Source organism: Mesorhizobium sp. WSM4809, from assembly GCF_055811655.1.
The window spans coordinates 287,161-304,916 of record NZ_JBVVQW010000005.1 but is presented as its reverse complement, the minus strand read 5'-3'; the positions used below and the strand labels follow the sequence as shown (position 1 = coordinate 304,916).

Here is a 17,756-nt window from a genome sequence, read left to right as displayed (position 1 = left end):
CTTTTTCTCCTGGTATCAAGCCACCGTCGTCGTTTAATACCCTCGCCAAGCGCAGCATGACCGTACCAAGGTGGTTCCCTCTATAGAAACCGAAACGTTGTCAAGCAACAAGCTATATCGAACTCCATATCGACAAAGCCGACGGAGTGCTTAACGTGCAGGCATGGATATGGGCGAACCTAACGGCGAACATGACGGGATTTCGACGCAGCGCGTTGCGGGCGTCGCGCGGCTTTCCTGCGCGCTCAGTGAGGGCCGCACGCGCCTGCGGCGCCTCTATCAGGACGGCGCCGCCAAGATAAGAATGCCGGCCGTCTCGACCGATCCGCTCGAAGCGGTGCTGATCAACACCGCCGGCGGGATGACCGGCGGCGACCGTATCGCCTGGGAGGTGGATGTCGGCGCGGCCGCTTCGGCGTCGATCACCACGCAGGCCTGCGAGAAGATCTACCGGGCGGCATCCAACCGTGCCGAAGTGCGAGTCAATTTGTCGGTCGGCGAAAATGGCCGGATCGCCTGGCTGCCGCAGGAAACCATCGCCTTCGACCGGGCGGCCTTTGCCCGCACGCTCGAGGTCGAGCTTGCCGTCGGCGCCGAGGCGCTGGTGCTGGAAGCCGCCGTTTTCGGCCGCCTGGCGATGGGCGAACGCGCCACGCAGGGCGACTTCCATGACCGCTGGCGTGTGCGCCAGGATGGCGCCCTCATTCATGCCGAGGATTTCCGCATCGGACCCGATATCGCCGCCACGCTCGACCGCCCGGCGGTTGCCGGCGGCGCGATTGCGGTGGCGACGCTGCTTCTGGTGTCGCCACGCGCCGAGGCCCTGCTCGACCGGGTTCTGGAGATCGTCGGCGACCACGGCAGCGCCAGCGTCTGGAGCGTGAAGAAATCTGGCAAGCTTCTTGCGAGGCTCTACGCCGGGGACGGCTACCGGCTGCGCCAGCGGCTGGTTCCACTCGTCGAATTGCTTAACGGAAGGGCGGGGTTGCCCAAATTATGGTCACTATAGGCCTGTCTCTACCAATCCAGGGAAACGCATGAACCTGACGCCGAGGGAAAAGGACAAGCTGCTGATCGCCATGGCGGCGATCGTGGCGCGCAAGCGGCTCGAACGCGGCATCAAGCTCAACCATCCGGAAGCGATCGCGCTGATCACCGACTTCGTCGTCGAAGGCGCCCGCGACGGCCGTCCGGTCGCCGAACTGATGGAAGCCGGCGCTCATGTCGTCAGCCGCGCGCAAGTCATGGAAGGCATCGCCGAGATGATCCATGACGTGCAGGTCGAGGCGACTTTTCCCGACGGCACCAAGCTGGTGACCGTGCACGAACCGATCCGTTGAGGAGGACAGGATGCTGGAGCTGCGTCCCAACTGCGAATGCTGCGACAAGGACCTGCCGCCGGAGGCGACGGATGCGCTGATCTGCACCTTCGAGTGCACCTTTTGCGCCGGATGCGTGGAACAGGTGTTGGGCGGCATCTGCCCCAATTGCGGCGGTGGTTTTTCGGCGCGGCCGATCCGCCCGCCAGCGATGCTGAAGAAATATCCGGCGTCGCGCAGACGCGTTCTCAAGGCTGAAGGCTGCGGTCCCAGCAAGGCGGCGTAAACACCAGACCGAGCAAAACGAAAGGCAAATAGAATGATCCCTGCCAAACGCCTCTGCCTGTCGGCGATCCTGCTGCTGGCCGCTGCCATGCCGGCCTATGCTCATGTCGGCATCGGCACGGCCTCCTCCTTCACGGCCGGCTTCATGCACCCGCTTTCCGGGCTCGATCACATGACGGTGATGGTCGCGGTCGGGCTGTGGGCGGCGCTCAAGGGCGGCAAGGCGGTTCTTGCCTGGCCGGCGGCCTTTGTCGGCGTCATGCTGGTCGGCGGCGCGCTGGGCATGCTGCACATGCCGCTGCCCTTCGTCGAACCGGGCATACTGGCATCGGTCGTGACGCTCGGGCTGCTGGTGGCGCTGGCGATCGATCTGCCGGTCTCGGCCGGGGTCGCCATCATCGGCCTGTTCGCACTTTTCCACGGCCACGCGCATGGCACCGAGGTGCCGGAGAATGCCGGCGGGCTTGAATACATGGCCGGCTTTGCCATCGCCACGCTGTTGCTGCATGCCGCCGGCATCGCTGCCGGTCTCAGTCTCGGCATCCGGTTCCGTGGAGTGGCCCGTGCTGCCGGTGCCGCCTGCGCGGCGATCGGCATCGGTCTCGCCTTCGGCATCGTGTGAGGGTGACCATGATCCCCGGTGAAATCATCACGGTGAGCGGCGACATCGAACTCAACAAGGGCCTGCCGACCGTCACCCTGAAAGTCGCCAACAGCGGCGACCGGCCGGTCCAGGTCGGCAGCCACTACCATTTCTTCGAGACCAATGAGGGGCTGAAGTTCGACCGCGAGCGCGCCAGGGGCATGCGTCTCGACATTGCCGCGGGCACGGCGATGCGTTTCGAGCCGGGCCAGGAGCGCGACGTCACGCTGGTGCCGCTCGGCGGCAAGCGCGAGATCTACGGATTTCAGCAGAAGGTGATGGGCAAGCTGTGAGATCTTCCGGCGCGCTCAGCTCAGTTCGATGGCTTGGCCGCGGCGTAGATGACGATCTTTCCGGGATCGCCGAATTCGACGGCAAGGACATCCTGCGCCTGCACGCGCCGCGATTCGATGGCGTTGAACAGCAGCGCGTTGGCCTCGATCTCCTTGCGCAGCTCGGTGATGTCGTCCTGATGCTGCTTGACCTTGCTTTCGATCTCCGGCGGCGGGCCGCCTTCGCTGCGCGCGGCATCGGTGAGGAACACGATGTCGACCTTGTCGAGCTTGGACGTCTTGCGCACCGTACCGATGTTTTCACGCGTCCGGTCGATCGCCGTGTTGACGTTTGCGGCCTCAGTGGTGGCGTTGGTCTCTTGCTGCTTGACCTGCGAGCCGACGATGCGGTTAACGGTCTCAGTGCTTTCCAGCCCCTGCGCCTTCAATCCGGCAACAGGACCCGCCACCGCCAGGAACGCCATAGCGGCGATTGCCCGCATTCCGGTCGAGAAAGAATTGGTCGCCATCGCTCGCTCCTGAGAGAAATCGTTTCGGGGCGCGGGTTAGCGCGAAAAGAACAAAACGAATGCCGCCCGGAGAAGGTTCCTTTCCCGATGCGGCCGGCCGGCCGGATGCCGGCCCGCCGTGCCGTGGCGTCAGCTCGCCTTCTTGGTGATCAGGGTCAGTGCGCCATTGGGTTCCATGCTGGCCGCGACCACCTGCGCAGAGGTCATTCCCTTGGCCTCCAGCGCCGACTTCACCTTGGGTGTGGCATCGATCGAGCTGCGCAGTTTCTTCAAGCCGTCATCGCCGCGCTGGGCGATCACCTGGTTGACCTGCGTCTGGGTGTCCTTTGGCAACTCGGTGATGTCGACGATGTTGACGCTTTGGATCGTCGGCACCGCAGGCTGAGTCTGGGGCGTGGCTGGAGCAGGCGTTGCCGGCGCCGGAGCGGGCTGTGGCGCGGGTTGCTGCTGGGCACTGGCGGCGCCCGCCAGCATCAGGCTGGCTGCGGCGGCAAGAATTATCGTTTTGCGCATGGATCTTCCTTTCCATCGATTGGCAAACGGTCGGTCTGGGGTGACCCCCTAACCTCAACCGCCAAATGGGATCAGAAGGTGTCGCCCAGCGGGTCATTGCGTGACCATAGGATGGCAGCAATGTGCAGCACCGCTTCAATCCAACCGCATTTCAGGAGCAATCGCTGATGGCCAGAATTACCCGCGCCGCCTATGCGCAGATGTATGGCCCGACGGTCGGCGACAGAGTGCGCCTTGCCGACACCGAACTGTTCATCGAGGTCGAGAAGGATCTCACCATCCATGGCGAAGAGGTGAAATTCGGCGGCGGCAAGGTGATCCGCGACGGCATGGGCCAGAGCCAGGTTTCCCGAGCCCAGGGCGCCGTCGACACGGTGATCACCAACGCGCTGGTGATCGATGCCAGCGCCGGCATCTTCAAGGCCGATATCGGGCTTCGCGACGGCCGTATCGCGGCCATCGGCAAGGCCGGCAATCCGGACACCCAGGATGGCGTCACCATCATCATCGGCCCCGGCACCGAGATCATCGCCGGCGAAGGCAAGATCCTGACGGCAGGCGGCTTCGATGCGCATATCCACTTCATCTGCCCGCAGCAGATCGAGGAAGCGCTGATGTCAGGCATCACCACCATGCTCGGCGGCGGCACCGGCCCGGCGCACGGCACGCTGGCCACCACCTGTACGCCGGGACCATGGCACATGGCCCGCATGATCCAGTCCTTCGATGCCTTCCCGATGAACATCGGCCTGTCGGGCAAGGGCAATGCCTCCCTGCCCGCCGCGCTCGAGGAAATGGTGCTGGGCGGCGCCTGCTCGCTGAAGCTGCACGAAGACTGGGGCACGACGCCGGCGGCCATTGATTGCTGCCTGTCGGTCGCCGACGACTACGACGTGCAGGTCATGATCCATACCGACACGCTGAACGAATCCGGCTTCGTCGAGAACACGGTCGCCGCCATCAAAGGCCGTACCATCCATGCCTTCCACACCGAGGGCGCCGGCGGCGGCCACGCACCTGACATCATCAAGGTCTGCGGCCTGCCCAACGTCATCCCGTCCTCGACCAACCCGACGCGGCCCTACACGGTCAACACGCTGGCCGAGCATCTCGACATGCTGATGGTCTGCCATCATTTGTCGCCGTCGATCCCCGAGGACATCGCCTTTGCCGAAAGCCGCATCCGCAAGGAGACCATCGCGGCCGAAGACATTTTGCACGACATCGGTGCCTTCTCGATCATCTCGTCGGACAGCCAGGCCATGGGCCGCGTCGGCGAAGTCGCGATCCGCACCTGGCAGACCGCCGACAAGATGAAGCGCCAGCGCGGCTCGCTGCCGCAGGAGACCGGCAACAACGACAATTTCCGCGTCCGCCGCTACATCGCCAAATACACGATCAACCCGGCCATCGCGCATGGGCTGTCGAAAGACATCGGCTCGATCGCGGTCGGCAAACGCGCCGACCTGGTGCTGTGGAACCCCGCCTTCTTCGGCGTCAAGCCGGACATGGTGCTGATCGGCGGCATGATCGCCGCAGCACCGATGGGCGACCCCAACGCCTCGATCCCGACGCCGCAGCCGATGCACTACCGGCCGATGTTCGGCGCCTATGGCAAGGCCAGGACCAACTCGTCGGTGACCTTCGTTTCGAAAGCCGCGCTCGAATCAGGCCTGCACGGCAGGCTCGGTGTCGACAAGCAGTTCGTCGCCGTCGAGAACACCCGCGGCGGCATCGGCAAGCATTCGATGGTGCTCAACGACGCCACGCCGCATGTCGAGGTCGATCCGGAAACCTATGAGGTGCGTGCTGACGGCGAGCTTTTGACCTGCGAGCCGGCGACGGTGCTGCCGATGGCGCAGAGATACTTTCTGTTCTGAAGCGGCGATTCGACCGGGCGAGCATTATCCGTTGCAACCCTTGGGGGGAGGCAGCAATATGCGGCCGACCAACAGTTGCATTGTGATCGAGCATGCCACCGAAATCGCTTCCGCCCACGACATTTTCCCGCATATCCGCATCGTCATGGGCATGGTGATCGGGCTTGGCGTCGCCCGCCTGCTGTCGGGGGTGGCGCGCATCGTCCAGCATCCCGGCCAGTACAAGCTCTATACCGTGCATCTGGCCTGGGTCGTCTCGGTGCTCCTGATGCTGGTGCATTTCTGGTGGTGGGAGTTCGGCCTCTACGCCATCGAAACCTGGACCTTCGGCAAGTACCTGTTCATCATCTTCTACGCGATCACGCTGTTCCTGCTGTGCGCGCTCTTGTTCCCAGATTCGATGCTGGACTACACCAGCTATGAGGATTTCTTCTATTCGCGCCGTGCGTGGTTCTTCGGCCTGCTGGCTGCGACCTACCTGCTCGACGTGGTCGACACGCTGCTGAAAGGGCCAGAGCATTTCGCCCGCTTCGGCAGCGAGTATCTGTTCCGCACGCCGGTCTTCGTTGCGCTGTGTATCGTCGCGATCCTGGTGCGCGATCGCCGCTTCCACATCGCCTTCGTCACGGCGGCGCTTATCTACCAGATATCGTTCATCCTGCGGCTCTTCGACACCATCGTCTGAACGAACGCGATGGTCTAGCTTGTTGGGGAAAGGCAGGGTTCGACATGTACAAGGCCGTCGGATCGCGCGGATCCCGGGTCAGCCGCGTTCTCTGGATGCTCGAGGAGCTCGCGCAGCCTTATGAATTCGTCGAGGTTCATCTGCGCTCACCGGAAGCCTATGCGCTCAACCCATCGGGCAAGGTGCCGATCCTCATCGACGGCGAACTGACGGTGACGGATTCGGCGGCGATCTGCGTTTATCTCGCCGACAAGCACGCGGACAAGGGAATGGGCGCCAATCCGGGTGTCGCCGGCCGGGCCGAGATGGATTCCTGGATGCATTTTGCCCAGAGCGAGTTGGAAGCGCCGCTGTGGAACAAATTGCGCCATCGCTTCCTGCTGCCTAGGGATGTGCGCGTCGATGTCGGTCCTGCGGCGGCTTACGATTTTGCCTCGGAACTGAAGGCGCTGGAGCGGCGGCTGGGCGACAAACCGTTTGCGCTCGGCGATCGGTTTTCCGCTGTCGATGTGCTGCTCGGCGACATGGGCGGCTGGGCTCGCGCCGGCCGATTCCCGATCGACTCCGAGCGCGTCAACGCCTATTTCGACCGCGTGCTGGCACGGCCCGCCCGTGCACGGGCGCAAGCAAATGGGGGATCCATGAAATGAAGCTCAACCTCAACACCGACTTCACCAAATTCCCGCGGGCCGTCTCCGTACTGTCCGCCGGCAATGCCGGAACCACGCTACCGTCCGGCCGGGCCATTCTCGCCCATGACGAGCGGCATTTGCGCCGCCGCGCCATCGAGCTTGCCGACGGCAGCAAGGTGCTGGTCGACCTGCCCGAACCCGTCGCCTTGAACGATGGCGACCGGCTGGTGCTGGAGGATGGCGGCCATGTCGAGATCATCGCGGCGCCGGAAGAGGTCTATGACATCCGCGCCCGCGACGGCGTGCATCTGGCCGAGCTCGCCTGGCACATCGGCAACCGCCATCTCGCAGCAAGCATCGAGGCCGGTCGCATCCTCATCCTGCGCGACCATGTCATCAAGGCGATGCTGGAGGGGCTCGGCGCCACGGTGGCCGACGTTTCCGAACCGTTCAAGCCGGTGCGCGGCGCCTATTCCGGGCATGGCGGGCAAAGCCACGATCACGGCCATGCGCATGCCCACAGCCACGCCGAAGCGCACAGCCATTCTCATGACGAAGCGCATACCCATTCGCACAGTCACGCCGGCCACCACCACGATCATGACTGACCAGCCTTCGAACATCGCCCTGCTGCGGCTGATGGCGTGGCTGTCGCCTGCCTTTCCGGTCGGCGGCTTTTCCTACAGCCATGGTCTCGAGCGCGCGGTGCATGACGGGCTGGTTGCCGATGCCGGGAGCCTGGCCGGCTGGCTGGAAACGCTTGTCGAGATGGGCTCGGGCTGGAACGATGCCGTGCTGTTCGCCGAGAGCTGGCGCCGCGCACGCGGCACCGGTGATCTCGATGAAGTGGCGGCACTCGCCGAGGCGCTGGCCGGCTCGCGCGAACGCCACACCGAGACCATGCTGCAGGGTGCGGCCTTCCTCAAAGCGGCGGCAGCCTGGCCTAATTCAGCGCTGGCGCGTTTGCCGGCCGAATGCGCCTATTGCGTCGCCGTCGGCGCAATCGCCGGCGGCAATTCAATTGCACTTCCCGATGCGCTGTCCGCCTTCCTGCAAACCTTCTTCTCCAACCTCGTGCAGGCAACGATCCGCCTTGGCGTTGTTGGCCAGAACGGCGCGACCGCGTTGTTAGCCGGCTTCGAGCCGCTGGCGCTGGCGACCGCAAGCCGCGCTGCGCGCTCGACATTGGACGATCTCGGCGGCTGCGCCTTCGTCTCCGATGTCATGGCGATGAAGCATGAAACCCAGTATTCGCGACTGTTCCGCTCATGATTTTTCTCGCTTTCTCGCTCTCCCTTGCTCTGCTGCTGATCACCGCGCTGCATGTCTATTGGGGCCTTGGCGGCATCTGGCCGGGCCAGGATGCGGCCTCCTGCGCCCGCGCCGTTGTCGGCTTTCGCGGCGTCGATGAAATGCCGACGCCGTTCGCCAGTTTCGCCGTCGCCGCGTGTCTCTGCCTGGCGACACTGTGGCCGCTGGCGCTCGCAGGCGTCTTTGCTTCACCCTTCCCAAAGCAGGGGCTCGCCGCCACTTCGCTGCTCATCGGTCTGGTGTTCCTGGGCCGCGGCATAGCCGGCTTCACGCCATGGTGGCGGCGGCTGGCGCCGGAACAGCCTTTCGCGCGGCTCGATGTCCGCTATTATTCGCCGCTGTGCCTGTCGATCGGGCTCGGCTTTGCCATCCTCGCCATCACGGAGTTTCCCGCATGACACAGACAAATGGTCCGCTGCGCGTCGGCATTGGCGGCCCGGTCGGTTCGGGCAAGACGACGCTGACCGAAAAGCTGTGCAAGGCGCTGCGCGACGAGTTTTCCATCGCCGTCGTCACCAACGACATCTACACCAAGGAAGACGCCATGATGCTGGCGCGGCTGCAGGCACTGCCCGAGGACCGCATCATGGGTGTCGAGACCGGCGGCTGCCCGCACACCGCCATCCGCGAGGATGCGTCGATCAATCTGCAGGCAATCGCCGAAATGAACAGGAAATTCCCGGATCTCGACATCGTCTTCATCGAATCCGGCGGCGACAATCTTGCCGCGACCTTCTCGCCTGACCTCGCCGACCTGACGCTCTATGTCATCTCGGTTTGCCAGGGCGAGGAGATTCCGCGCAAGGGAGGGCCGGCGATCACCCGCTCCGATTTCCTGGTGATCAACAAGAGCGATCTTGCTCCTTACGTAAACGTCAACCTCGATGTCATGGAGAGCGACGCCGGCCGCATGCGCCGAAAACGGCCGTTTGGCTTCACCGACCTGTCGCGCGGCAAGGGGCTGCAGGAGGTGATCGATTTCATCATCGAGCATGGCGGCCTGCGAGCCGGCGCTGCCGCTGCCAGCACGGCGGCGTGAGACAGCTATCCCTGCACCAACCAAAACCGGTTGCGGGGATCGACTGGCCACGGCATTCTTGCCGAAACCGGAGGATTTTAGGATGAGCATCGCCCGCCTGCAAAAGGAAACGCTGACCAACCTGCCCTTCTATGAGGAGCGCGTCGATCTCGCCTGCGCCTTCCGCTGGACGGCACGGCTCAATATGCACGAGGCGGTCGCCAATCATTTCTCGCTGGCCGTCAATGACGACGGCACACAGTTCCTGATGAACCCCAACCAGGTGCATTTCTCGCGCATCAAGGCGAGCGACCTTCTGATGATCGATGCCAACGATCCAGAAACGCTCTCCGGCCCCAATGCGCCCGACCCGACGGCGTGGGGACTGCATGGTGCCATCCATCGCAATGTGCGCCACGCGCGCTGCGTCATGCATGTGCACTCGATCCACGCCACGGTGCTGGCATCGCTCGCTGACTCGACATTGCCGCCGATCGACCAGAATTCGGCGATGTTCTTCAATCGCCATGTCGTGGACGCGCACTATGGCGGGCTGGCCTTCGAGGAGGAGGGCGAGCGCTGCTCGCAGCTTCTCGTCGATCCCAAGGTCAAGGTGATGGTGATGGGCAATCACGGCGTGCTGGTCATCGGCGACACGGTCGCCGATGCCTTCAACCGCATGTTCTATTTCGAACGCGCCGCCGAGACCTACATCAAGGCGCTGTGGACCGGCCGCCCGCTGCGCACGCTTTCCGACGCGATCGCAGAAAAGGCCGCGAGCGAGATGGACGACTATCCCGACCAGGCCGAACGCCATCTCAGCGAGTTGAAGGCGATCCTCGACGAGCAGGAACCGGCCTACCGGAATTGAGGACCCTTCTCCCCGTCACTATACGGGGAGAAGGTGCCGGCAGGCGGATGAGGGGCGGCGCAAGCCCCGAAAGTGTGGGACGAACCAAAACTCGGCCTGACCGTGATCTCAATACGCCATGGAAAGCGCCTTCATTGTCAATCGCGGCGCCGCCCCTCATCGCCCTGCCGGGCACTTCTCCCCGTATAGTGACGGGGAGAAGGACGCTCTTATTCGCCGGTTTCGCCAATCATCGACGTCGCAGGAAGAGCCACCCACTTTCCCCAAGCTTAAAGCCCCAGTTCAGTCCGCAATTCCTCGGCGCTGTTGATGACGACGGCGCCGGGCGGGCCTTCCATCGGCTTTTCCGGCCAGAAGATCGTTTTCATGCCCGCCGCCAGTCCCGCCATGGCGCCCGGCCAGCTGTCGTCGATCGCCACGGCGTGCGCAGGGTCGACATCGGCCAGATAGGCGGCGCGCAGGAACGGCTCGGCATGCGGCTTGCCTTCGCGCACATCGTTGCGGCTGATCGTCTTCATGCCGGGGTAGATCAGGCCGACCATGCTCAGATTGGCGTCGACGATCATCCGGTCCGAATTCGAGACCACGGCCTGCTGGATGCCTCTTGCACGCAGCTCGTTGAAGATCTCGATCGCGCCGGGGCGCGGCTTCAAGCTCTCCACCAGCGGCAGATAATGCTCGTATTTGCGCACGATCCAGTCGTCGAAAGGCAGGTCCAGGCCGAACTCGTCGCGCATCATCTCGTAGACCGGCCAGGCGGCGACGCCGAGCACGCGCTCATGCAGATCGTCCGGCGGGACAAGGCCGACATTGCGCATCGCCGCCACCAGGGCTGCTTCGTGCAGCGGCTCACTGTCGACCAGCGTGCCGTCCATGTCCCAGAAAACCGCTTTCGGCGTCATGCGAGGCTCCTTTTTGCCATCCCTTAAAGGGTTTGGGCTGGGAGATAAACCTTCGGAGCGCAAGAACCTGCCGTCTGTCGGGACCGCCGCCAAGTCTCTTTGGCGACGCAGGGCATCGTGGGAGAAAAAAATCCGGGCCGTGCCTACGCCGGGAAACAGCAAGCAATTGCTCCCGAGATTGACAATTGCGCAGCAAGCCGTTCCCTGCGAAAGTGGGCATGGGCCGCTCTCATGACCGGCGGTCTCGGGAGGCAGGACCTTGAATAGCCGGCAGGATGGTGGCAGCAACAGGCTGGACGATGCGGCGCGCGCCGGCTGGCTTTATTATGTTGCCGGCAACACACAGGACCAGATCGCTTCGACGCTCGGCATTTCGCGGCAAACGGCGCAGCGGCTGGTATCGCTGGCGGTGTCGGAGGGCTTGATCAAGGTTCGCGTCGACCATCCGATCGCCAACTGCCTCGATCTGGCGGCACGGCTGAGATCGCGCTTTGCGCTCGATCTGGTCGAGGTGGTGCCGAGCGACCCCAATTCGTCCTCGACCACGATCGGCATCGCCGAGGCGGCTGCCGCCGAGATCGAGCGGCGGCTGCGGTCACCGACCCCGATCGTCATGGCGATCGGCACCGGGCGCACGCTGAAGGCGGCGATCGAGCAGCTGCCGCCAATGGAATGCCCGCAGCACAAGGTGGTGTCGTTGACCGGCAACATCTCGCCGGACGGCTCGGCCGCCTTCTACAACGTCATCTTCACCATGGCCGACAGGGTCAAGGCGCGCTCCTTCCCGATGCCGCTGCCGGTCATCGCCTCGTCGCCGGAGGAGCGCGAGATGCTGCTCAACCAGCCGATGATCCAGCCGACGCTTGCGCTTGCCGCCGAGGCCGACGTCACCTTCATCGGCATCGGCGACCTCGGCCCCAAGGCGCCGCTCTACGAAGACGGCTTCATTTCGGAGAGCGAATTGAAGGCGCTGCAGAAGGCCGGCGGCATCGCCGAGATCGTCGGCTGGGTGTTCGACAGGGAGGGCCGCATGATCGAGGGCATCACCAACGACCGGGTGTCGTCGGCGTCGCTTCCGTCACGCGAGAAATCGCTGGTCATCGCACTGGCCATGGGCGAACGAAAGCTGCCAGGCATTCTGGCGGCCGCGAACCGGCGGTTGATCAACGGCCTCATCACCGATGAACGGACCGCCGCCGCCCTGCTGGCCAACATCTGACCGGAACCACACCTGATTTGCGATAAAACCAACCGCGCTAGCTGTGCCGCCCGAAAGGGTCGTTGCCATCGAGAAAACCGAGATCGCGCTGCAGATGCGGCGACAGGTCCCTGATGTCGAGATGTGCCCGTTTCTTGCCCGCGAACCAGCCGAATCCGTCTGTCAGCCACGAAATCCAGCGGTGATCCGGAGCGGGACTGCATTTTTGCTGCGCCATAGTCATGATCGTCAACCTTCGCTATCCTGAACCCGAATGACGGGTTGACTGGGAATGTCGGTCTTGACGGCAGTCTTTGCCAATCGAACGTCGATAAGGACCCATAAGGAGGCTTTATGCCGGACCTGAGCTCTCGGCAGGTTTCACAGCTTCCGCCGCTGCAGGCGATCCGGGTGTTCGAAGCGGTGGCGCGGCATCTTTCCTTCACCAAGGCCGCCGGCGAACTCGCCATGACGCAGGCAGCGGTCAGCTATCAGATCAAGGTGCTGGAGGAACGGGTCGGCGCACCGCTGTTCCTGCGCCGGCCGCGCCAGATCGCACTCACCGAGGCCGGACAGCGCCTCGCGCCGGCGGTCAGCGAGGCCTTTGCCATTCTCGGCCAGGCCTATGCGGCGGCGCGTGGCGGCGCCGATGGATTGCTGTGCGTCACGACGGTGCTGACCTTTGCCTCGAACTGGCTGGCGCACCATCTGGGCTCTTTCCAGATCGCTCATCCCTCCCTTGCCGTGCGGCTCGAAACGTCGAGCCGGCTGACGGATTTCGCCCGCGAGGATGTCGACCTCGCCATCCGGTCGGGCGGCGGCAAATGGCCGGGGCTGGAAGCCTACAAGCTGCTCGATGCCGACTTCACCCCGATGCTGAGCCCGAAGCTCGCGGCAAGCATCGGCGGCGTCAGGGAACCGGCGGACCTGTTGCGGCTGCCGATCCTCGATCCCGGCGACATCTGGTGGACGCAATGGTTCGAGGCTGCCGGCGTGCATTCGCACGATCTTGCCAAGCGGCCCGGCAGCAGCATGGGCGCGCAGGCCTATGAGGCCAATGCGGCGATCGCCGGTCATGGCGTCGCGGTCCTGACCAGGGCGCTGTTCAAGGCGGAACTTGCCGACGGGCGCCTGATCCAGCCTTTCGATCTTGTTGGCGACGACGGCCATGCCTATTGGCTGGTCTACCCCGAAGCGCGCCGCAACGTGCCGAAGATCCGTGCCTTCCGCGACTGGCTGCTGGCCGAGATCGCCGGCTGACCGGCAAGCTTTCGGGCTGCACCTGGTTTTCGCAGATCTATCCGCTGCTGCCTCACTGTATCCGGCCGGGATGATTCTCGCCCTGGCAATTTCCGCTCGTCCCGGCCTGCGGTGTCGCCCGGGTGCTGCGCTGCAGCATCGAATCCGACTTGACATAATTCACGCCAAGTGAGTAATTGCCCAAAGCCAAGGCAAATGCTCATCTTGGTTCAAGGGAGGAATTTGATGAAACTTCGCACGCTCACCCTGGGCTTGTTGTCGGCCAGCACGCTTGCGTTCGCCGCACACGCCGAATCCATCACCATCGCCACCGTCAACAATGGCGATATGGTCCGCATGCAAAAGCTGACCGACGACTTCACCAAGGCGAACCCGGACATCCAGCTCAACTGGGTCACGCTCGAAGAAAACGTGCTGCGCGAGCGCGTCACCACCGACATCGCCACCAAGGGCGGCCAGTACGACGTGATGACCATCGGTACCTACGAGGTTCCGATCTGGGCCAAGCAGAGCTGGCTGCTGCCGCTCGACAAGCTCGGCGACGACTATGACGCCAAGGACATCATCCCCGCCATCGCCGGCGGCCTTTCGGTCGACGGCAAGCTCTATGCCGCGCCCTTCTACGGCGAAAGCTCCTTCGTCATGTACCGCAAGGACCTGATGGAGAAGGCCGGACTGAAGATGCCCGACGCGCCGACCTGGGACTTCATCAGGCAGGCCGCCGACAAGATGACCGACCGCGCGAATGGCGTGAACGGTGTCTGCCTGCGCGGCAAGGCCGGCTGGGGCGAGAACATGGCCTTCCTGACCGCCATGTCGAACTCCTTCGGCGCCCGCTGGTTCGACGAGAACTGGAAGCCGCAGTTCGATCAGCCGGAATGGAAGAACACGCTGCAGTTCTATGTCGACCTGATGAAGGCCGACGGCCCCGAGGGTGCGTCCTCCAACGGCTTCAACGAAAACCTGGCGCTGTTCCAGCAGGGCAAGTGCGGCATGTGGATCGACGCCACCGTCGCTGCGTCCTTCGTATCCGATCCCAAGGCATCGCAGGTCGCCGACAAGGTTGGATATGCGCTGGCACCCGACAATGGCCTGGGCAAGCGCGGCAATTGGCTGTGGGCATGGTCGCTGGCGATCCCCGCCGGCACGCAGAAGGCCGATGCCGCCCAGAAGTTCGTCTCCTGGGCGACCAGCAAGCACTACGCCGAACTGGTCGCTTCGAAGGAAGGCTGGGCCAACGTTCCTCCGGGCACGCGCTCCTCGCTCTATGCCAACGCCGAGTACCAGAAGGCGGCTCCGTTCGCCAAGATGACGCTGGACTCCATCAACGCCGCCGACCCGACGCATCCGACCGTCAAGCCGGTGCCCTATGTCGGCGTACAGTTCGTCGCCATCCCTGAGTTCCAGGGTCTTGGCACCACGGTCGGCCAGCTCTTCTCGGCGGCTCTTGCCGGCCAGTCGAGCGTCGACGACGCGCTGAAGCAGGCCCAGGACGCTGCCACCGCGGCAATGACCGAAGGCGGATACATCAAGTAAGGCTCCTCCCGGTGCCGACTGCCGGTCGCCTCCTGACCGGCAACGGCCGCCCGAGTTCCCAGTTCGGGCGGCCGCCTTTAACGCCTTTTGAAAATTCCGTCTGACCAGTGAAGGGTGACCGTCATGGCTACTCAGCAGACCCGTTCGCTTGCCCGTTTCATGATGGCGCCATCCGTGGTGCTGCTGTTCGTCTGGATGATTGTGCCGCTGGTCATCACCATCTGGTTCTCTTTCCAGCAATACAATCCGCTCAATCCGATCCGCGACGGCTTTGTCGGCTTCTCGAATTACGCGTTGTTCTATTCCAACCCGGCCTTCCTGCAGTCGATCCTCAACACGCTCACCCTGGTGGTCAGCGTGCTCCTGATCACGGTGATCGGCGGCATCCTTCTGGCACTGCTGATCGACCAGCCGATGTGGGGCCAGGGCATCGTGCGCATTCTGGTCATTTCGCCGTTCTTCGTCATGCCGCCGGTGGCCGCATTGGTGTGGAAGAACATGATCATGCACCCGCAATATGGGGTGTTCGCCGACATAGCGCGCTTCTTCGGGGCCCAGCCGATCGACTGGTTCGGGCAGCATCCGATGCTGGCGATCATCATCATCGTCGCCTGGCAATGGCTGCCTTTCGCCACGCTCATTCTCTTGACCGCGCTGCAGTCGCTCGACGGCGAGCAGAAGGAAGCCGCCGAGATGGACGGCGCCGGCTTCATCAGCCGCTTCATCTATCTGACGCTGCCGCACATGTCGCGCGCCATCACGGTCGTCATCCTGATCCAGACGATCTTCCTTCTCTCCGTCTATGCCGAGATCCTCGTCACCACCAATGGCGGCCCGGGATACGCCTCCACCAACCTGCCCTTCCTCGTCTACCAGAAGGCGTTGCTGGAGTTCAAAATCGGCCAGGCATCCGCCGGCGGTGTGATCGCCGTCATTCTCGCCAACATCGTTGCCTTCTTCGCCATGCGCGCCGTCGGCAAGAACCTGGACAAGTAAGGGAGGCTACGATGGCACGCTCAGTCACCACCCAGCACAAGACGATTGCGACAGTTGCCGCCTGGATCGTCGCCCTGCTGATCTTCTTCCCGATCCTCTACACGATCATCACCTCGTTCAAGTCGGAGCAGGAAGCCATCCAGGGCTTCAGCATCATCCCGTCGGGAACGTTCGAGAGCTATGCCGAGGTTCAGGCGCAGAGCGGCTACTTCAAATTCTTCTTCAACTCGGTGCTGCTCTCGGTCGGCTCGACCATCCTGGCCCTGCTCGTCGCCATACCGGCGGCATGGTCGATGGCCTTCTCGCCGACCAAGCGGACCAAGGACATCTTGATGTGGATGTTGTCCACCAAGATGATGCCCGCGGTCGCGGTGCTGTTCCCGATCTACCTGATCTTCCGCGACACAGGACTGCTCGACAGCCGGATCGGCCTGATGATCATGCTGATGCTGATCAACCTGCCGATCGTGGTGTGGATGCTCTACACCTATTTCCGCGAAATCCCGGGCGAGATCCTGGAAGCGGCGCGCATGGACGGCGCGTCGCTGTGGAACGAGATCGTCTATGTGCTGACGCCGATGGCGGTGCCGGGCATCGCCTCGACGATGCTGCTCAACATCATCCTGGCCTGGAACGAGGCATTCTGGACGATCCGGCTGACGACGACGGAAGCAGCACCGCTGACCGCCTTCATCAGCTCGTTCTCCAGCCCGCAAGGCCTGTTCTGGGCCAAGCTTTCGGCCGCCTCGACACTGGCCATCGCGCCGATCCTGATCATGGGCTGGTTCAGCCAGAAGCAGCTGGTGCGCGGCCTGACATTTGGTGCGGTCAAATAATTGATGGTGCGGTGAAGTAACGGAATTGCCCGAAGCAATCGGCAGAAATAACCCCTCGGGGAGGAAATCATGGGAAACATCACGCTCAAGAACGTCTCCAAATCCTTCGGAGCGACGTCCATCATCCCCGGTCTCGACCTGGTGATCGAGAATGGCGAGTTCGTCGTCTTCGTCGGCCCGTCGGGTTGCGGCAAGTCAACGCTGCTGCGGCTGATCGCCGGGCTCGAGGACACCAGCGGCGGCTCCATCAACATCGACGGCCGCGACGTCACCGGCGAGGCACCGGCCAAGCGCAAGCTCGCCATGGTGTTCCAGTCCTACGCGCTCTATCCGCACATGACGGTGGCCAAGAACATCGGCTTCCCGCTGAAGATGGCCGGCGAGGACAAGGCGACGATCGACAAGAAGGTGGGAGACGCGGCGCGCGTGCTCAACCTGACCAACTATCTCGAACGCCGGCCCGGCCAGCTTTCCGGCGGCCAGCGCCAGCGCGTCGCCATCGGCCGCGCCATCGTGCGTCAGCCGACCGCCTTCCTGTTCGACGAACCGCTGTCCAATCTCGATGCGGCACTGCGCGGCACCATGCGGCTGGAGATCAGCGAGCTGCACCATCAGCTCAAGACGACCATGATCTACGTTACCCATGACCAGGTCGAAGCCATGACCATGGCCGACAAGATCGTCGTGCTGAACGCCGGCAACATCGAGCAGGTCGGCTCGCCGATGGAGCTCTACAAGACGCCGAAGAACCTGTTCGTCGCCGGCTTCATCGGCTCGCCGAAGATGAACCTGATCGAAGGCGCGCCGGCTGTCAAAAACGGCGCCAGGACCATCGGCATCCGCCCCGAACACCTGGAGATCTCGACCACGGCGGGCGAATGGAAGGCGGTCGTCGGCGTCGCCGAGCATCTCGGCTCCGACACCTTCCTGCATGTCCAGGCCGATGGCGTCGGCCCGCTGACGGTGCGCGCCGACGGCGAACTCGGCGTCCATCATGGCGACACCATCTATCTAACGCCCGACAAGGCCAAGCTGCATCGCTTCGGCGCCGACGGGAAGGCAATCTGAA

Annotated in this window: 23 protein-coding genes; 19 read left to right on the top strand and 4 right to left on the bottom strand. The window is 63.6% G+C overall.

The features are described from left to right. Positions 1 to 163 precede the first annotated feature (163 nt). The 5 genes from AC0L24_RS15450 to AC0L24_RS15430 are packed head-to-tail and all read left to right on the top strand — an operon-like array spanning position 164 to position 2,540. A complete protein-coding gene (locus AC0L24_RS15450; RefSeq protein ID WP_473563936.1) occupies positions 164 to 1,009 on the top strand; it encodes an urease accessory protein UreD in 846 nt (281 codons plus the stop codon). Positions 1,010 to 1,037: 28 nt separating this feature from the next. Further along, positions 1,038 to 1,340: an urease subunit gamma gene (locus AC0L24_RS15445; protein WP_127808314.1), complete on the top strand. Its 303-nt coding sequence runs from the start codon at positions 1,038 to 1,040 to the stop codon at positions 1,338 to 1,340. Between the two features lie 10 nt (positions 1,341 to 1,350). Then, positions 1,351 to 1,605 (top strand): DUF1272 domain-containing protein, encoded by a 255-nt coding sequence (locus AC0L24_RS15440; protein WP_127383075.1) that lies wholly within the window; start codon positions 1,351 to 1,353, stop codon positions 1,603 to 1,605. 33 nt (positions 1,606 to 1,638) lie between these two features. Then, on the top strand, positions 1,639 to 2,226 hold the full coding sequence (locus tag AC0L24_RS15435) for a HupE/UreJ family protein (RefSeq protein ID WP_127808315.1): 588 nt from the start codon (positions 1,639 to 1,641) through the stop codon (positions 2,224 to 2,226). 8 nt (positions 2,227 to 2,234) lie between these two features. Beyond that, positions 2,235 to 2,540, top strand: a complete 306-nt coding sequence (locus AC0L24_RS15430) for an urease subunit beta (RefSeq protein WP_127808316.1) — start codon at positions 2,235 to 2,237, stop codon at positions 2,538 to 2,540. Between the two features lie 20 nt (positions 2,541 to 2,560). Here the strand turns inward: AC0L24_RS15430 and AC0L24_RS15425 are convergent, their stop codons facing one another. Together AC0L24_RS15425 and AC0L24_RS15420 are read right to left on the bottom strand one after the other, a co-directional pair. Continuing rightward, the gene (locus tag AC0L24_RS15425) at positions 2,561 to 3,049 is read right to left on the bottom strand and encodes a hypothetical protein (protein WP_473563935.1); all 489 of its coding nucleotides are present in this window, start codon (positions 3,047 to 3,049) and stop codon (positions 2,561 to 2,563) included. Between the two features lie 129 nt (positions 3,050 to 3,178). Continuing rightward, positions 3,179 to 3,562: a hypothetical protein gene (locus tag AC0L24_RS15420; RefSeq protein ID WP_127808318.1), complete on the bottom strand. Its 384-nt coding sequence runs from the start codon at positions 3,560 to 3,562 to the stop codon at positions 3,179 to 3,181. A gap of 167 nt (positions 3,563 to 3,729) precedes the next feature. Here AC0L24_RS15420 and ureC point away from each other — a divergent pair, with 167 nt between their 5' ends. The 8 genes from ureC to AC0L24_RS15380 all read left to right on the top strand — a co-directional run bounded on the left by ureC (position 3,730) and on the right by AC0L24_RS15380 (position 9,959). Then, positions 3,730 to 5,442, top strand: a complete 1,713-nt coding sequence (gene ureC / locus AC0L24_RS15415) for an urease subunit alpha (protein WP_127808319.1) — start codon at positions 3,730 to 3,732, stop codon at positions 5,440 to 5,442. A 58-nt stretch (positions 5,443 to 5,500) separates the two neighbouring features. Beyond that, entirely contained in the window at positions 5,501 to 6,127 is a 627-nt protein-coding gene (locus tag AC0L24_RS15410) for a hypothetical protein (RefSeq protein WP_473563934.1), read from the top strand. Positions 6,128 to 6,171: 44 nt separating this feature from the next. Then, complete coding sequence (locus AC0L24_RS15405; protein WP_127383543.1) at positions 6,172 to 6,777, top strand: glutathione S-transferase family protein; 606 nt, start codon at positions 6,172 to 6,174, stop codon at positions 6,775 to 6,777. After that, positions 6,774 to 7,367 carry an urease accessory protein UreE gene (locus tag AC0L24_RS15400; RefSeq protein WP_127808322.1) on the top strand — a complete coding sequence of 198 codons (594 nt, stop codon included), beginning with the start codon at positions 6,774 to 6,776 and terminating at the stop codon, positions 7,365 to 7,367. Before AC0L24_RS15405 ends, AC0L24_RS15400 begins: the two co-directional genes overlap by 4 nt. Further along, positions 7,360 to 8,031, top strand: a complete 672-nt coding sequence (locus tag AC0L24_RS15395) for an urease accessory protein UreF (RefSeq protein WP_164873735.1) — start codon at positions 7,360 to 7,362, stop codon at positions 8,029 to 8,031. Before AC0L24_RS15400 ends, AC0L24_RS15395 begins: the two co-directional genes overlap by 8 nt. After that, positions 8,028 to 8,468 carry a DUF3995 domain-containing protein gene (locus AC0L24_RS15390; protein ID WP_127808324.1) on the top strand — a complete coding sequence of 147 codons (441 nt, stop codon included), beginning with the start codon at positions 8,028 to 8,030 and terminating at the stop codon, positions 8,466 to 8,468. The genes AC0L24_RS15395 and AC0L24_RS15390 overlap by 4 nt, the downstream gene beginning before the upstream one ends. Then, entirely contained in the window at positions 8,465 to 9,109 is a 645-nt protein-coding gene (gene ureG / locus AC0L24_RS15385; protein ID WP_127808325.1) for an urease accessory protein UreG, read from the top strand. Before AC0L24_RS15390 ends, ureG begins: the two co-directional genes overlap by 4 nt. 82 nt (positions 9,110 to 9,191) lie before the next feature. Continuing rightward, the gene (locus AC0L24_RS15380; RefSeq protein ID WP_473563933.1) at positions 9,192 to 9,959 is read left to right on the top strand and encodes a class II aldolase and adducin N-terminal domain-containing protein; all 768 of its coding nucleotides are present in this window, start codon (positions 9,192 to 9,194) and stop codon (positions 9,957 to 9,959) included. 269 nt (positions 9,960 to 10,228) lie between these two features. Here AC0L24_RS15380 and AC0L24_RS15375 read toward each other — a convergent pair whose 3' ends face one another. Continuing rightward, complete coding sequence (locus AC0L24_RS15375; protein WP_127808327.1) at positions 10,229 to 10,861, bottom strand: HAD family hydrolase; 633 nt, start codon at positions 10,859 to 10,861, stop codon at positions 10,229 to 10,231. Between the two features lie 259 nt (positions 10,862 to 11,120). Here AC0L24_RS15375 and AC0L24_RS15370 point away from each other — a divergent pair, with 259 nt between their 5' ends. Then, positions 11,121 to 12,080, top strand: a complete 960-nt coding sequence (locus AC0L24_RS15370) for a sugar-binding transcriptional regulator (RefSeq protein WP_127268413.1) — start codon at positions 11,121 to 11,123, stop codon at positions 12,078 to 12,080. A gap of 37 nt (positions 12,081 to 12,117) precedes the next feature. Here the strand turns inward: AC0L24_RS15370 and AC0L24_RS15365 are convergent, their stop codons facing one another. Next, entirely contained in the window at positions 12,118 to 12,303 is a 186-nt protein-coding gene (locus AC0L24_RS15365; protein ID WP_127811284.1) for a hypothetical protein, read from the bottom strand. A gap of 110 nt (positions 12,304 to 12,413) precedes the next feature. On the opposite strand from AC0L24_RS15365, the gene gcvA reads away from it, so the two are divergent. The 5 genes from gcvA to AC0L24_RS15340 all read left to right on the top strand — a co-directional run bounded on the left by gcvA (position 12,414) and on the right by AC0L24_RS15340 (position 17,755). Continuing rightward, entirely contained in the window at positions 12,414 to 13,319 is a 906-nt protein-coding gene (gene gcvA / locus AC0L24_RS15360) for a transcriptional regulator GcvA (RefSeq protein ID WP_127808328.1), read from the top strand. Between the two features lie 225 nt (positions 13,320 to 13,544). Then, on the top strand, positions 13,545 to 14,855 hold the full coding sequence (locus AC0L24_RS15355; RefSeq protein ID WP_292682576.1) for an ABC transporter substrate-binding protein: 1,311 nt from the start codon (positions 13,545 to 13,547) through the stop codon (positions 14,853 to 14,855). Positions 14,856 to 14,978: 123 nt separating this feature from the next. Beyond that, entirely contained in the window at positions 14,979 to 15,851 is an 873-nt protein-coding gene (locus AC0L24_RS15350; protein WP_013528414.1) for a carbohydrate ABC transporter permease, read from the top strand. 11 nt (positions 15,852 to 15,862) lie between these two features. Then, positions 15,863 to 16,687, top strand: coding sequence for a carbohydrate ABC transporter permease (locus AC0L24_RS15345; protein ID WP_023810705.1), 825 nt, complete (start codon positions 15,863 to 15,865; stop codon positions 16,685 to 16,687). A 69-nt stretch (positions 16,688 to 16,756) separates the two neighbouring features. After that, a complete protein-coding gene (locus tag AC0L24_RS15340) occupies positions 16,757 to 17,755 on the top strand; it encodes an ABC transporter ATP-binding protein (RefSeq protein ID WP_473563932.1) in 999 nt (332 codons plus the stop codon). Position 17,756: the final 1 nt, after the last annotated feature.